This window comes from Tepidamorphus gemmatus (assembly GCF_004346195.1).
GTDB lineage: Bacteria > Pseudomonadota > Alphaproteobacteria > Rhizobiales > Tepidamorphaceae > Tepidamorphus > Tepidamorphus gemmatus.
The window spans coordinates 219983-234219 of record NZ_SMAK01000003.1; the positions used below are offsets into that span (position 1 = coordinate 219983).

Here is a 14237-nt window from a genome sequence, read left to right on the forward strand (position 1 = left end):
TTCTGTCTTGGGGATCAGAGACCGCCGCAGCGTCGCGACCGGGAACACACGGGGATTGCGTGTCGTGAGCCGGAGCCCGTTGCAAAACGGGCCGACATCCGTCGCTCTGGGAGGTGAGTCGAGAACGTATATATACGCCCCGCGCCGCACTCACAACCCATCAGCCATGCCTCTCGGGGCTGACCGCGACAATCAGAACGGTTTCACCACCACGAGAATGACGATGCCGATCATCAGCAGTGTCGGCACCTCGTTGAGGACGCGATAGAACGTCTGCGAGCGACGGTTGCGGTCCTCGGCGAACGCACGCACATGGGCGGACAACACGCCGTGCACAGCCGACAGGGCCAGCACCAGGACGAACTTGGCATGGAACCAGCCGGAGGCGAACCAGCCTCCCTCCCAGGCGAGCCACAGCCCCACCGCCCACGTCACAACCATCGCCGGATTGATGATCGCCCGCAGCAACCGGCGCTCCATCACCTTGAAGGTCTCCGACTGCGCCGAGCCAGGCGGTGCCGCACAATGATAGACGAACAGCCGCGGCAGATAGAGCATCCCCGCCATCCACGCGATGACGGCGATGACATGCAGCGCCTTGAACCATGGATAGAGCCCGGAAGGCTGCCACAGCACCAGAACGGCCAGGAGTCCCGCCGCGGCCGCCACACCGATCACCGCCCGCATCGCGATCCGAGAGCGGGGTGCGGTCATCTGCCGACAGCCCTCAGCCTCGCCAACATCCGCTCGACATGCTCCACAGGCGTTTCGGGCAGGATGCCGTGACCGAGATTGAAGATCAGCCGGCCGCCCCCGAGCGCCGCGAGTATCCCGTCAACGGCCGCATCCACCGCGGCGCCCCCGGCCAACAGTGCCAACGGATCGAGATTCCCCTGAACCGCGACACGCGGTTGCAATCGATCCCGCGCAAAACCGAGCGGCATCGACCAGTCGAGGCCGATTGCATCGACCCCGGTCCCCTCGACATAGGCCACGGCCCGGGCTCCCGCGCCTCTCGGAAAGCCGATGATGCGCGCCGCCGGAAATTCGGCGCGCACCAGATCGACGATCCGCCGCGTCGGCGCGATCGACCACCGCGCAAAGCCCTCTTCGGTGAGGATCCCCGCCCAGGTATCGAAGATCTGCACCGCATCCGCGCCCGCGCGCAGCTGGGCGACGAGATAGCGGGCCGACGCCTCGACAAGGATGTCGATCAGCCGCTGGAAGGTCTGCGGATCCCGATACGCCATCAGCCGTGCCGGTCGCTGATCATCCGTGCCCTGCCCGGCGACCATGTAGGTTGCAACCGTCCACGGTGCCCCGCAGAAGCCGAGCAATGTCGTTTCCGAGGGCAGACGGGCGCGAACGCGCTCGACCGTCTCTATCACCGGCGCGAGATGCGCTTCGACGCGGGAAGGATCGAGACGGTTAAGCTGTGCGGATGTCGCGATCGGCTCGAGCCGCGGCCCTTCGCCAGCGACGAACCGGACCGACTGTCCGAGTGCATCGGGCACGACAAGGATGTCGGAGAACAGGATCGCTGCGTCGAAGCCGAACCGCCGGATCGGCTGCAGCGTCACCTCACACGCCCATTCCGGGCTGTAGCACAGCTCGAGGAACGAGGAGAACCGCTCGCGAACCTCGCGATACTCCGCCAGATAGCGCCCTGCCTGGCGCATCAACCAGACCGGCGGGCTCGCCAGCACCTCACCGGCGAGTACCCGCATCACCGGCCTGACCGTCTGTTCATTCAACAGAGTCAATAGACAGGAGTCCTGTGATTCCGATTCCTTGTGCGCCGATTGGGGGGATCGGCGCCTGTCCACATCCTCCTATAGCAGCCTCGAGGACAAGTCGCGATGGAAACCGCCTCGGCGGGACCGCCGATGGCAGCGGCGAAGTTTACTGTTCATCAACCATTCCGGTCGCCCGACCGGTCGAGGCTGGCGGCGCGTTAACGCTTTGTTAACGCAATCAACTGTCGGTCTGACGACTCGTCCTCGGCGGAAGAAGCTGTTGATGCCGTCGTGGGATCGGCGCTAAGTCAGCGGACGGCGCGGGCGATGAGGCGCCGCAATGCTGGCGTTCTCCACAGGCGTCCACATCTCATGCCGCACCGTGTGCAAAGCTATGTCCACCTGCATCTGGTGTCGGATGCAACCGGCGAGACGCTGATCGCTGTGGCGCGCGCGGCCGCCGCGCAATATGCCTCCGTCCGCGCCATCGAACATGTCTATCCGCTGGTGCGGGCGCCCAAGCAGCTCGACCGTGTCATTGCCGAGATCGAGGCGGCGCCCGGCATCGTGCTCTACACCCTGATCAATCCCGAGCTCAGTGAGCGGCTGGAAGCCAAGTGCCAGGAATTCGGCGCTCCCTGCGTGTCGGTGCTCGCGCCGGTGCTCGGGGTGTTCCGATCCTATCTCGGTACCGAATCGACGCCCCGCATCGGCGGCCAGCATGTCCTGAACGCGGAATATTTCCGCCGTATCGACGCGCTCAACTACACGCTGCTGCACGATGATGGCCAGATGACCGAGGATCTGGAGGACGCCGACGTCGTGCTCATCGGCGTCAGCCGCACCTCGAAGACGCCGACCAGCATCTATCTCGCCAATCGCGGCATCAAGACCGCCAACATTCCCCTCGTTCCGGGTATTCCGTTGCCAGGCAATCTCGAAACGCTGAACAGGCCGCTGGTCGTCGGCCTCGTCGCAAGTCCGGAACGGATCGTGCAGATCCGTCAGAACCGGCTCCTGTCGCTGAACGCCAGCGACGATTCGGCCTATGTCGACCGCGCCGCCGTCGCCGAGGAGATCGCCCAGACCCGACGCCTGTGCGCCCGCCATGGCTGGCCGACGATTGACGTCACCCGCCGATCAATCGAGGAAACCGCCGCTGCCATACTGGCCCTGATACAGGAACGCCGCCATGTCTGATGCCACGCCGTCCCCGTTCTGCCGCGAGCCGATCGTGCTCGCGTCCGCCAGCGCGGCGCGGATCGCCATGCTGCGCGCCGCGGGCCTCGCCATCACGGCCATTCCCTCCGGACTCGATGAACGCGCGATGATTGCGGCGATGGCCGGTGATCAGGGCGCCCTGCCACCCGCCGATGTCGCGGCAGTGCTCGCCGAGGCCAAGGCGCAGACCGTCTCGGCCTCGCATCGCGGACGGATCGTCATCGGCGCAGACCAGACGCTCGACCTTGATGGCGAACTGTTCGTCAAGGCCGAAAGTCGCGACGAGCTGATCCGCAACCTGCAGCGGTTGCGTGGCCGGATGCACGCCCTGCATTCGGCGGTCGCGGTGGCCCGGGACGGCGAGACCCTGTGGTCGCTTACCGAGACCGCCTGGATGACCATGCGGATGTTTTCGCCGGAGTTTCTCGGCCGCTATGTCACCGCCGCCGGCCCGGCTGCCCTCGCCAGCGTCGGCGGTTACCAGATCGAGGGGCCGGGCGTGCAGCTGTTCGACCGCATCGACGGCGACTGGTTCGTGATCCTTGGCCTGCCGCTGCGCCCGCTCCTGACCGAGCTGCGCCGTCTCGGCGTGCTGGAGACGTGAACATGATGCCGCTCAAACGTGCCTGTGTCGTCGGCTGGCCGGCCAAGCATTCCCGCTCGCCGCTGATCCATCGTCATTGGCTTGCCGAGCACGGAATTGCCGGCGACTACCAGATCGAGGAGATCGGCCCGGACGACTTTCCCACTTTCATACGGTCGCTGGCGGACCACGGCTATGTCGGCTGCAACGTCACCGTTCCGCACAAGCTGGCGGCTGCCGCCGCCATGTCGCGGCTTGATGCCGCCGCAGCTGCCCTCGATGCCGTCAACACCGTCTGGTACGACGGCAACGAGCTGTGCGGCGACAATACCGACGTGCACGGCTTTCTCGCCAATCTCGACGACGCGGCGCCTGGCTGGGATGCGAGGCTCGAGAAGGCCGTCGTCCTTGGAGCCGGCGGCGCGGCGCGCGCCGTGGTCCTCGCGCTGATCCGGCGTGGCGCGCGCCGCATCGAAATCGTCAACCGCTCGCCTGCCCGCGCCGACGATCTCGCTGCGGCATGGTCCGACCGCGCACATGCCCTGCCTTGGTCCGACCTGCCCGAGGCACTGGACGGCGCCGCGCTCCTCGTCAATACCACCTCGCTCGGCATGGCGGGCATGCCGCCGCTCGCCATCGACCTGTCGCCACTGCCCGGCGATGCGGTCGTCAACGATATCGTCTACGTTCCGCTCGAGACGGGTCTTCTTGCCGCGGCACGCCGGCGCGGCCTGCACGTGGTCGATGGTCTCGGCATGCTGCTGCATCAGGCCGTGCCCGGCTTCGAACGCTGGTTCGGTATCCGGCCGGCGGTGACGCCGGCCCTGCGCATGCTCGTTGAGCAGAGCATCGGAGGCCAGTGATGTTCCTGATCGGTCTCACCGGATCGATCGGCATGGGCAAGTCCGCCACCGGCCGGATGTTCGCATCCCGCGGCATTCCGGTGCACGACGCCGACGCGCAGGTGCACGAGCTCTATCAGGCCGAAGCCGTGGCGCCGATCCGCGAGGCCTTTCCCGCCGCTGTGGTGGAAACGGGCGTCGATCGCGAGCGTCTGTCGCAGATTGTCGTCGGCGATCGTGCCGCGCTGCGGCGGCTCGAGGCGATCGTTCATCCGCTGGTGCGGGCGCGTGAGCGCCGGTTTCTCGACCGCTGCTTTGCAGCGGGGCACCGCCATGTTGTGCTCGAGGTGCCGCTGCTGTTCGAGACCGGCGGCGACCGGCGTGTCGATGCCGTCGTCGTCACCTCGGCCCCCGCGGACGTGCAGCGCCGCCGTGTCCTGGCGCGCGGCGGGATGACCGAGGCGAAGCTCGAGGCGATTCTCGCCCGGCAACTGCCCGACCGCGACAAGCGCCGCCGCGCGCATTTCATTGTCGATACCGGCCGCAGCTTCGCCTTCGCGGAGAAACAGGTGGACGACATCCTGCGCGCCATTGCAGCCTGCCCCGGCAATGCCTATCGAAGGGGGGCGCCGATCAGCGACGGGTGACCAGGACGGCCCCCGGGCGCTGCCGGAGGACGGAACCCCGCCGATGCGCGAGATCGTGCTGGATACCGAAACGACGGGGCTCGATCCCCGCAATGGCGACCGCATCGTCGAGATCGGTGGCGTCGAGCTGCTCAACCACATCCCCACCGGTCGCACCATCCATCTCTACATCAACCCCGAGCGCGACATGCCCGCCGAAGCCTTCGCCGTGCACGGGCTCTCGACGGAATTCCTGGCCGACAAGCCGCGCTTCGCCGATGTCGCGGCGACGCTTCTCGATTTCATTGCCGACGCCAGGCTGGTCATCCACAATGCCAGCTTCGACCTGGCTTTCCTGAACGCCGAGCTGAGCCGCTGCGGCCTGCCGCCGATCCCGTTCGAGCGGGCGGTCGATACGCTGATGCTCGCCAGGCGTCGCAATCCGGGCGCACCGAACAGCCTCGACGCGCTCTGTCAGCGCTACGGGATCGACAATTCGCGGCGCGAGAAGCACGGCGCGCTGCTCGATTCCGAACTGCTCGCGGAGGTCTATATCGAGCTGCTCGGCGGCCGCCAGGCGCGGCTCGAACTGGTCGAGACGGAACAGGCCGGAGCAATGGCCGCCGCGATGGTCAGGCCGCGGCCTCAACCGCTGCCGCCGCGCATCACGGCGGCGGAGATCGAGGCGCACGCGGCGTTCGTGTCGAGCCTCGGCGGCGAGGCGATCTGGCTGCGCTACCGGACGGCAGACCTGAAACCCGAAGGCGGCGGCGATCTCTGAGCCGGCGACGGCGCCGCGACCCGCATTGGCGCGAACGGAAGGTTCCCTACCCTGTCGCTGTCACCCCGGCCGGACACGGCGCGGCCCGCGATCGGGATGCCGCCGCGGTGCCGGCCTCAGGCGTTGGCGGCCTGCTGGGCGGCGCGCTGGCGGTAGAGGTGGGCGAAGTCGATCATGCCGAGCATGACCGGCGGGAAACCGCCCGAGGAGATCGTCTCGGCGACGATCTGCCGCGCGAACGGGAAGAGAAGGCGCGGGCATTCGATCAGGATGAACGGATGCAGCTGTTCCTGTGGCACGTTGCGGATACGGAACACGCCGGCATAGACGAGTTCCAGGTTGAAGATTACCGCATCTGCCTCGACCGCGCGCGCCTCGAGCTTCAGCTCGACCTCGACGCCGAGATCGCCGACCGGCTGGGCATTGACCTGGACGTTGAAGTTGATGCTGGGCTGCTTCGGCCGCTGGTCGGTCATCGACCCGGGCGCCTTCGGGTTCTCGAAGGACAGGTCCTTGATGTACTGTGCGAGGACATCGAGGCTCGGACCGGCCTGCGCAGCCTGCGCCTGTGCCGCCGCCGCGTTGCCGTTGCCGTTTTCGTTCGCCATGCAGTGGTCCTCGGTCTGGGAAGGGTCTCGGCCCGTTTCGGGGAGGCTGGCTAGCACGTCGCCCCGTCCCCGGCAAGTTCGTGCGCCGGATCGCGATCCGCCCGGGCGTCAGCCCTTCCGTTCGCGCCAGGGCGAGGGCGCCCGCGGCTGGCCGTTGCCCGCGCCGGTCCGGTCCGTGTCGTCGATCTCGCAGGCGTCGAGCTCGATGATGTCAGGTCCGTAGCGTGCGCCGCTCCGGCGGTCGGCAGCCCGCTGCATCATGCCGTCCGGGCCGATGACGATGGCATGCCGTACCAGCCACCCACCGACTGCGGTGACGAGGCGCGCTCTCAGCGCGGGGATCAGCAGCGCGAAGCCGATTGCATCGGTGAGGAAGCCAGGCGTCAGCAGCAATACGCCGGCGAACAGGATCGCCAGCCCCTCCGCCATCGGGCCGGCGGGTATGCGCCCGGCGTCGAAGTCGGCGCGCGCCCGCTGCAGCGTCGCGAGTCCCTGTCGACGGACAAGTGTGGCGCCCGCGATCGCGGTGAGCACGACGATGGCGATCGTCGCCAGCACGCCGATCTGGCCGCCCACCAGGATGAACAGGGCGATCTCGCAGAGCGGCAACGCAATGAACAGGCTGAGCAGCACAAGCGGCATGGCGGACATCTGTCTCTCCTGGCGCATCCGGATGGCTGCGTCGCAGCGATCGTACTGGATTGCCGGACACTCTAACTTACATAGTGGACAGAGGCGTCGGGCGTATTCATCCTTGGCGCGGGCACCGATTCCCGATAGACGGGTCGCGATGAACGGCTTTTTCGATTTCTACACGATCCTCTTCCTGGTGCTCGCCGTGGTCATCTTCCTGCGGCTGCGCAGCGTGCTGGGCCGTCGCACCGGCAGCGAACGGCCGCCATTCGACCCGTATTCGCCGTCGAAACCGAACGGTGCCGCCTCCGACAAGGTGATCGCGCTGCCGCAGCGCGATTCCGCCGACGCGCCGCCGGCTTCCGAACCGGAGCCCGACTTCTCCGAGATCGCCAAGGCAGATTCCGATCTCGGCAAGGCCCTCGCTGCCCTGCGCGCGGCCGACCGCAGCTTCGATCCGAAGCGGTTCATCGAAGGTGCCAAGCTTGCTTACGAGATGATCGTCACGGCCTTTGCCGAGGGCGATCGCAAGACGCTGAAGAACCTGTTGAGCCGCGAGGTCTATGACGGCTTTGTCGCTGCGATCGCCGATCGCGAATCGCGCGGCGAGACGGTCACCTCGAACTTCGTCGCCATCGACAAGGCCGAGATCACCGAAGCGGCGCTGCGCGGCCGTACCGCCCAGATTACGGTGCGCTTCGTCTCGCAGCTGATCACCGCGACCCGGGACAAGGACGGCACCGTCATTCAAGGCGACCCGAATGCCGTTGCGGAGGTTACCGACATCTGGACATTCGCCCGCGACGTCGGGTCGCGGGATCCCAACTGGAAGCTTGTTGCCACAGAGTCGGCCGAATAGCCGCGCCGCGAGCGGCCTGGCGCCGCCGTCGCGCCGTCGGCAGGCGCCGCTCATCGCGGCGGCGGTCATGGCGGCGGCCGGTATTGCGGGCCTGGTGGCGTGGTGGTGGAGGGCAGCCGATCCGATGTCGGCCCATCCGATCGTGGCCGCCGGGCACCGGCTCATTCCGGTTGCTTTTCGCGATATCCCCGGCTTTGCGGACGACCGCTTTGGTCCGGCCTTCACGGCCTTCCTGAGGTCGTGCGGGCAGGCGCGGCAGACCCGTCCCGAATCGTTCGACGCGGTCTGCCTCAGGGCGCTCGCGGCCGGCACGGCCGTCGACGACGCGGCGGCGCGCACCTTCTTCGAGGCCGAGTTCCTGCCCCATCGGGTCGAGCCGTCCGACGGCGCGGGACTGGTGACCGCCTACTACGAACCGGTCGTGCCGGGTTCGCGCGTGCCGACCGCACGCTTTCGCGAACCCCTCTACCGGCTGCCCGACGATCTGGTGCCGGTCAACGACGCCAACCGGCCGGAGGGCTGGGACGAATCGCTGAGCTGGGGTCGCAGGACGGAGGCCGGCCTCGAGCCGTTTCCGACGCGTGCAGAGATCGATGCGGGGGCGCTCGACGGCGTGGTCGAACCGCTCGCCTATGTCGAGGACGCCGTCGAGGCGTTCTTCATCCACATCCAGGGCTCGACACGGATCGCCCTGCCGGACGGCTCGACCATGCGCATCGGCTTCGCCGGCAAGAACGGCTGGCCCTATACCTCGGTCGGACGCTACATGCAGGACAACGGTCTCGTGCCGCCGCAGGGCCTATCCATGGACGGGCTGCGCGCCTTTTTCCGCGAAGATCTCGCGCGGGCGCGGTCGCTGATGCAGGTGAACCGGTCCTACATCTTCTTCCGCGAGATCGCTGGCCTCGACCTGGAGCTCGGACCGATCGGCGGCGAGGGCGTTCCCCTGACCGCAGGGCGTTCGGTCGCCGTCGACACGGCCTTTCATCGCTACGGCACGCCGGTCTTCGTCGATGCCGCGATCCAGACCGGCCCGGAACGCTCGCTCGAGCCGTTTCGGCGGCTGATGATCGCCCAGGATACCGGTTCGGCAATCAGGGGTCCTGCGCGTCTCGACCTGTTCTGGGGCACCGGGGCGGAGGCCGGATCGGTTGCCGGCGGCATCAAGGCGCCGGCGGATGTCTACGTGCTGCTGCCACGCGGCGGCAGACCTGGCGACTGACCGGTCCAGGGCGAGCGAGTGCCGTGCCATGGGGGACAAGCGCCGCCGACACGATCTGAGCCCCGAAGATCGCGCGCTGTGGCAGCGGGTCACCGAAGGCGTGGCGCCGCTGCGCCGTCCGGGACGCAAGACGCCCGCCGTGCCCAGGCCGGATGACTCCTCCTCGTCTCCTCCTGCTTCGGGATACGCCGGCGGTCAGGACGACGCGGCGCCGCCGCGGATGCTCGCCGCCGGGCCGCCTGCCCCGAAGCCGGCAACGGCGGTGCGTCCGCCCGAGCGCGAGCCGGGCCTGCCGGCACTGGACCGCAAGCTCGCCCGCCGCATCGGCCGAGGCACCCGCCCGGTCGATGCGATCATCGACCTGCACGGGCTGACCCAGCAGGAGGCGCACGCCCGCCTCCTCGCCTTCCTCAGGAACGCGCGGGCCAGCGGCCACCGGCTGGTACTGGTCGTCACCGGCAAGGGCGAGCCGGCGCCGTTCGCCGACTGGTGGGCACCCGGCAGCCGCGGCGTGCTGCGCCGCGCCGTCCCGGACTGGCTCGCGACGCCGGCCTTCCGCCCGCTTATCGTCGCCTATGAGCGCGCGCACCGGCATCGCGGCGGCGATGGCGCGATCTATGTGCAGCTGCGCCGGCCGGAGCGGGAGCGCGGGACATGACCCCGTTCGGCGCCAGGCTGCGGGCGCTGCGCCAGGCGCGCGGGGTGAGCCTGGCGCGCATGGCCGCCGACCTTGGCGTCTCGCCGGCCTATCTGTCTGCCCTCGAGCACGGCCGGCGCGGCAGGCCGCCCTTTGCCTTCGTTCAGCGAGTGATCGTCTATTTCAACGTCATCTGGGACGAGGCGGAGGAACTGACGCGCCTCGCCGAGCTGTCGCATCCGCGTGTCGTCGTCGATACCGCCGGCCTGTCGCCAGAGGCGACGGAACTCGCAAACGTCCTCGCCCGCGACATCTCGAGGCTCACCCGCCAACAGGCTGCCGATCTGTTGAGGCGGGTGAAACGCGAGATCGAGGGACGGTGAAGGCCGAAGGGAAGGGGTTCGCTGCATCCCGCCCGGGCGCGGCCCGGGCCGGGGTCGGAACGTGTCCGCGTCCCTTTCCTTGCCGATCCCCGCGCCTTGCGCATTTCGACAGCCATGACGCGGGCGACCCGATGATCGCCGCGCGCTACAGCACATACCGGCTCAGATCCGCGTTCCTTGCCAGATCGCCGATATGCGCCTGCACATAGGCGCGGTCGACCACCACGGTCTGCCCGCTGCGGTCGGTCGCCTCATAGGATATCTCGTCCAGCACCCGCTCCATCACCGTCTGCAGGCGCCGCGCGCCGATGTTCTCGACCGCCGCGTTCACCTCCACCGCGATCCTGGCGATCTCGGCGATCGCGTCGTCGGTGAACTGCAGGGTGACGCCTTCGGTGCCCATCAGCGCCACGTACTGCTTGATCAGATTGGCCTCGGTCTCGGTAAGGATGCGGCGGAAATCCTCCTCGGTCAGTGCCCTGAGCTCGACCCGGATCGGCAGGCGGCCCTGCAGCTCCGGCAAGAGGTCGGACGGCTTTGCGACATGGAAGGCGCCGGAGGCGATGAACAGGATGTGGTCGGTCTTCACCGGCCCGTGCTTGGTCGAGACGGTGGTGCCCTCGATCAGCGGCAGCAGGTCGCGCTGGACACCCTCGCGGCTGACATCGGCGCCGATTCGCTCGGAGCGGGCGGTGATCTTGTCGATCTCGTCGAGAAACACGATGCCGTGGTTCTCGGTGAGCCGGATCGCCTCCTGCACGACCTTCTCGTCGTCGAGCAGCTTGTCGGATTCCTCGGCGATCAGCAGATCGTAGGACTCCCGCACGGTGACCCGGCGTGTCCTGGTCTGCCCGCCGAACGCCTTGCCCAGTATGTCGCCGAGATTGATCATGCCGACCGAGGCGCCGGGCATTCCCGGCACCTCGAACTGCGGCATCGACAGGCTGGTCTGGCGCAGTTCGATCTCGATCTCCTTGTCGTCGAGCTCGCCTGCCCGCAGCTTGCGGCGGAAGGCCTCGCGCGTCTGCGGACCGGCACCGGGACCGACCAGCGCGTTGAGCACCCGCTCCTCGGCGGCCAGATGCGCCTTGGCCTCCACCTCCTTGCGGCGGCGGGCACGCACCAGGGCGATGGCCGATTCGAGCAGATCGCGGATGATCTGCTCGACATCACGGCCGACATAACCGACTTCGGTGAACTTGGTCGCCTCGACCTTGATGAACGGCGCGTCGGCGAGCTTCGCCAGCCGGCGCGAGATCTCGGTCTTGCCGACACCGGTCGGCCCGATCATCAGGATGTTCTTCGGCAGCACCTCCTCGCGCAGCGACTCGTCGAGCTGCTGCCGCCGCCAGCGGTTGCGCAGCGCGATGGCCACCGCGCGCTTGGCGTCGCGCTGGCCGACGATGTAGCGGTCGAGTTCGGAAACGATCTCGCGGGGTGAGAAATCGGTCATGGCGCCTCGTTGGCGTTGGGGTCGAACTGCATGATCAGCGTCGCGCCGGTCCGGCCCTGAAGGGACGGGACCGGCCGGAATCCGGCCTTGTAGCAGGCGCGCACCGCCCGCGTATTGGCGGGGTCCGGGTCGATGATGATGGTGCGGTAGCCCTGTGCGTGCAGCCCGCGCACGAAGGCTGCGAGCGCCATCGAGCCGATCCCCTGCGACAACAGCTCCGCCTCGCCGATCGACAGATCGACGCCGACCGCGTCGGCAGGCAGCTCGGCAAGCCAGGCATGATCGACGATCCAGGTCTCGTTCTGGTGGTGGCCGATGAACCAGCACTCGATCAAACCGACCGGCCGTCCGTCCAGCGCGATGATGAACGGGCGGGTGCTGTCGCGGCCTTCTACCATATCGCGGATGTAGCCGAATTCCTCGTCGGGATCGCCCCACCAGTCGCGCATGTGCGGGGCCGCGAGCCAGCTGCGCATCAGGTCGTAATGCTCCGGCCCCAGCGGGACGAAGGCCATTTCGTCAGGCTGGGTCGACACCTGGCCGTCTGATCGCATGACGCTCCATCACGTCCCGCACGCCATGTCGGATGCGCGGCCGTCGGGGCGGGCGAGCCACGACCGCGGGCCGCGGGGCATCGGCGATTGCGGCGAACCGATCGCGGACATGCGCGACGTTGCGGGCCTGGATGACGGGGGCATACCCGGAGCGCCTCCACGTCGGCAAGTTGGCCCTATGCGGCATCGAGCGTTTCGACAACGATCTTGTCGTTGGTGTAGATGCAGATCTCGGCGGCGATCGCCATTGCCTTGCGGGCGATCGCCTCCGCATCGAGATCGCTGTCGGCGAGCGCCCGCGCGGCGGCCAGCGCGTAGTTTCCGCCCGATCCGATCGCGGCGAGCCCGTTCTCCGGTTCGAGCACGTCACCGTTGCCGGTGACCACCAGACTCACATCCCTGTCGGCGACGATCATCATCGCCTGCAGGTGCCTGAGATAGCGGTCGGTGCGCCAGTCCTTGGCGAGTTCGACGGCGGCGCGCATCAGGTTGGATGGATACTGCTCGAGCTTCTTCTCGAGCCGCTCGAACAGGGTGAAGGCATCCGCGGTCGCGCCGGCGAAGCCGGCGATCACCTCGCCGCCGCCGATGCGGCGCACCTTCCGGGCGGTGTGCTTCATCACCGTGTCGCCGACCGACACCTGCCCGTCGCCGGCGATCACCACCTTACCGCCCTTGCGGACCGACAGGATGGTGGTCGCGTGCCACTCGCCGTGCCGCCGTCCGTCCGTCTGGCTGGAATCCATGAACACTCCTCGGGCCGGGAGGCCCCTGCGGCGGGGCCGGCCGATCGCTCATGTATGTCTTTGCGGCGCCGATTCAACGCCCGGGCGCGGCGGCCCGGACCCGCAGCCGCGCATCGTCCGGCATCGCGATCGGCTGGCATCGCGGGCGCGCGCCTGATACAACCCGCCACCTGTCGGCCTGCCACATGTCGGGCCGCCACCTGTCGGCAACGAGCAGCCCGAACGATGAGCCCAGCCACCATGCCAGCCAACGACAAGCCCCGCGCCGCCGAGCTGTCGCGCAAGACCGCCGAGACCGAGGTGCGGGTGAGGCTCGTCGTCGATGGCCAGGGTCGCGCCGATGTCTCGACCGGGATCGGCTTCCTCGATCACATGCTGGACCTGCTCGCCCGCCATGCGCTGATCGACATCGAGGTGAAGGCCACGGGCGATCTCCACGTCGATATGCACCACACGACCGAGGATGTCGGCATCGTGCTCGGCCAGGCCCTCGCCGAGGCGCTGGGCGCGCGGGCCGGCATCGTGCGCTACGGCAGCGTCCATCTGCCGATGGACGAGACGCTGAGCCGGGTTGCGATCGACGTCTCGGGACGGCCGTTCCTCGTCTGGAAGGTCGCGTTCCCGACCCAGAAGATCGGCGAGATGGATACCGAGCTGATGCGCGAATGGTTCCAGGCCTTCGCCCAGAACGCCGGCATCACGCTGCATGCCGAATGCCTGTATGGCGAGAACTCGCACCATATCGCCGAGAGCCTGTTCAAGGGCCTTGCCCGCGCGCTGCGCCAGGCCGTGGCGGTCGATCCGCGCGAAGCGGGGCGCGTGCCCTCGACCAAGGGCTCGCTGAGGGGCTAGGCTGCAGGGATGAAGGTTTTCACCGTACACGAGCCGCCGGCGCCGACAGAGGGCTCTGCCCGCTTCGACCGTCATGCCTTCGTCCGGGAGGGCTTCTCCTGGGCGGCGCTGTTCTTCCCCTTCCTCTGGCTGCTGTGGCACCGGATGTGGTGGGTGCTGTTCGGCTGGCTGGCGGTGGCTGTTGCCACCACGCTGATCGCCGAACTCATTCCGGGCACGGAGGTCGCGGTCGGCATCTTCTCCGTGCTGTTCACCCTGTGGTTTGCGCTCGAAGCCAACGAATTGCGCCGCTGGAGCCTCGAGCAGAAGGGCTGGCGGATGGTCGGCATCGCTGCGGGACGCGATCTCGTCGAGGCCGAGCAATCGTTCTTCCGGCGCCAGGAGCATGCCCGGCCGGCTGCGGGGCCGGCGCGCGTGCCGTCGGTAAACGCCGGCCTGGCCGTCCGGACGGTTGGTGTCGGCGAGCCGGTGATCGGCGTCTTTCCACACGCCAACTGAAGA

Annotated in this window: 18 protein-coding genes; 11 read left to right on the forward strand and 7 right to left on the reverse strand. The window is 68.1% G+C overall.

All coding sequences use genetic code 11. From position 1 onward, the window contains the following. Positions 1–192: 192 nt before the first annotated feature. Together EDC22_RS06420 and hemE are read right to left on the reverse strand one after the other, a co-directional pair. Positions 193–567 (reverse strand): CopD family protein, encoded by a 375-nt coding sequence (locus EDC22_RS06420; protein ID WP_342635141.1) that lies wholly within the window; start codon positions 565–567, stop codon positions 193–195. Positions 568–710: 143 nt separating this feature from the next. Beyond that, a complete protein-coding gene (gene hemE / locus EDC22_RS06425) occupies positions 711–1727 on the reverse strand; it encodes a uroporphyrinogen decarboxylase (protein WP_132806004.1) in 1017 nt (338 codons plus the stop codon). 381 nt (positions 1728–2108) lie between these two features. Here hemE and EDC22_RS06430 point away from each other — a divergent pair, with 381 nt between their 5' ends. From EDC22_RS06430 to dnaQ, 5 genes are read left to right on the forward strand one after another with little or no spacing between them, the layout of a single operon-like run. After that, a complete protein-coding gene (locus EDC22_RS06430; protein WP_132805794.1) occupies positions 2109–2936 on the forward strand; it encodes a pyruvate, water dikinase regulatory protein in 828 nt (275 codons plus the stop codon). Continuing rightward, on the forward strand, positions 2929–3561 hold the full coding sequence (locus EDC22_RS06435; RefSeq protein WP_132805795.1) for a Maf family protein: 633 nt from the start codon (positions 2929–2931) through the stop codon (positions 3559–3561). Before EDC22_RS06430 ends, EDC22_RS06435 begins: the two co-directional genes overlap by 8 nt. A 2-nt stretch (positions 3562–3563) precedes the next feature. Next, positions 3564–4403, forward strand: a complete 840-nt coding sequence (locus EDC22_RS06440; protein WP_132805796.1) for a shikimate dehydrogenase — start codon at positions 3564–3566, stop codon at positions 4401–4403. Then, complete coding sequence (gene coaE / locus EDC22_RS06445; RefSeq protein ID WP_132805797.1) at positions 4403–5029, forward strand: dephospho-CoA kinase; 627 nt, start codon at positions 4403–4405, stop codon at positions 5027–5029. Before EDC22_RS06440 ends, coaE begins: the two co-directional genes overlap by 1 nt. Before the next feature lie 43 nt (positions 5030–5072). After that, positions 5073–5789: a DNA polymerase III subunit epsilon gene (gene dnaQ, locus EDC22_RS06450; protein WP_132805798.1), complete on the forward strand. Its 717-nt coding sequence runs from the start codon at positions 5073–5075 to the stop codon at positions 5787–5789. A gap of 116 nt (positions 5790–5905) precedes the next feature. Here dnaQ and secB read toward each other — a convergent pair whose 3' ends face one another. Both secB and EDC22_RS06460 read right to left on the reverse strand, forming a co-directional pair. Next, a complete protein-coding gene (secB, locus tag EDC22_RS06455) occupies positions 5906–6397 on the reverse strand; it encodes a protein-export chaperone SecB (protein WP_132805799.1) in 492 nt (163 codons plus the stop codon). Between the two features lie 108 nt (positions 6398–6505). After that, on the reverse strand, positions 6506–7048 hold the full coding sequence (locus EDC22_RS06460) for an FxsA family protein (RefSeq protein WP_207903718.1): 543 nt from the start codon (positions 7046–7048) through the stop codon (positions 6506–6508). Positions 7049–7187: 139 nt separating this feature from the next. Between EDC22_RS06460 and EDC22_RS06465 the strand changes: the two genes are divergently transcribed. The 4 genes from EDC22_RS06465 (at position 7188) to EDC22_RS06480 (ending at position 10131) form a co-directional block, all read left to right on the forward strand. Next, complete coding sequence (locus tag EDC22_RS06465) at positions 7188–7889, forward strand: Tim44/TimA family putative adaptor protein (protein ID WP_132805800.1); 702 nt, start codon at positions 7188–7190, stop codon at positions 7887–7889. A gap of 67 nt (positions 7890–7956) precedes the next feature. Continuing rightward, positions 7957–9111, forward strand: coding sequence for a murein transglycosylase A (mltA, locus tag EDC22_RS06470; protein ID WP_245499661.1), 1155 nt, complete (start codon positions 7957–7959; stop codon positions 9109–9111). Positions 9112–9139: 28 nt separating this feature from the next. Beyond that, positions 9140–9769 (forward strand): Smr/MutS family protein, encoded by a 630-nt coding sequence (locus EDC22_RS06475; protein ID WP_132805801.1) that lies wholly within the window; start codon positions 9140–9142, stop codon positions 9767–9769. Beyond that, on the forward strand, positions 9766–10131 hold the full coding sequence (locus EDC22_RS06480) for a helix-turn-helix domain-containing protein (protein WP_132805802.1): 366 nt from the start codon (positions 9766–9768) through the stop codon (positions 10129–10131). The genes EDC22_RS06475 and EDC22_RS06480 overlap by 4 nt, the downstream gene beginning before the upstream one ends. A gap of 145 nt (positions 10132–10276) precedes the next feature. On the opposite strand, the gene hslU is transcribed toward EDC22_RS06480, so the two are convergent. From hslU to hslV, 3 genes are all read right to left on the reverse strand, one after another. Continuing rightward, a complete protein-coding gene (gene hslU / locus EDC22_RS06485; RefSeq protein WP_132805803.1) occupies positions 10277–11584 on the reverse strand; it encodes an ATP-dependent protease ATPase subunit HslU in 1308 nt (435 codons plus the stop codon). Next, the gene (locus tag EDC22_RS06490; RefSeq protein WP_132805804.1) at positions 11581–12138 is read right to left on the reverse strand and encodes a GNAT family N-acetyltransferase; all 558 of its coding nucleotides are present in this window, start codon (positions 12136–12138) and stop codon (positions 11581–11583) included. Before EDC22_RS06490 ends, hslU begins: the two co-directional genes overlap by 4 nt. Before the next feature lie 176 nt (positions 12139–12314). Continuing rightward, positions 12315–12884, reverse strand: coding sequence for an ATP-dependent protease subunit HslV (gene hslV / locus EDC22_RS06495; protein WP_132805805.1), 570 nt, complete (start codon positions 12882–12884; stop codon positions 12315–12317). A 225-nt stretch (positions 12885–13109) separates the two neighbouring features. On the opposite strand from hslV, the gene hisB reads away from it, so the two are divergent. Together hisB and EDC22_RS06505 are read left to right on the forward strand one after the other, a co-directional pair. Then, a complete protein-coding gene (gene hisB, locus EDC22_RS06500) occupies positions 13110–13736 on the forward strand; it encodes an imidazoleglycerol-phosphate dehydratase HisB (RefSeq protein WP_245499662.1) in 627 nt (208 codons plus the stop codon). 9 nt (positions 13737–13745) lie between these two features. Then, on the forward strand, positions 13746–14234 hold the full coding sequence (locus EDC22_RS06505) for a DUF2628 domain-containing protein (protein WP_132805806.1): 489 nt from the start codon (positions 13746–13748) through the stop codon (positions 14232–14234). Positions 14235–14237: the final 3 nt, after the last annotated feature.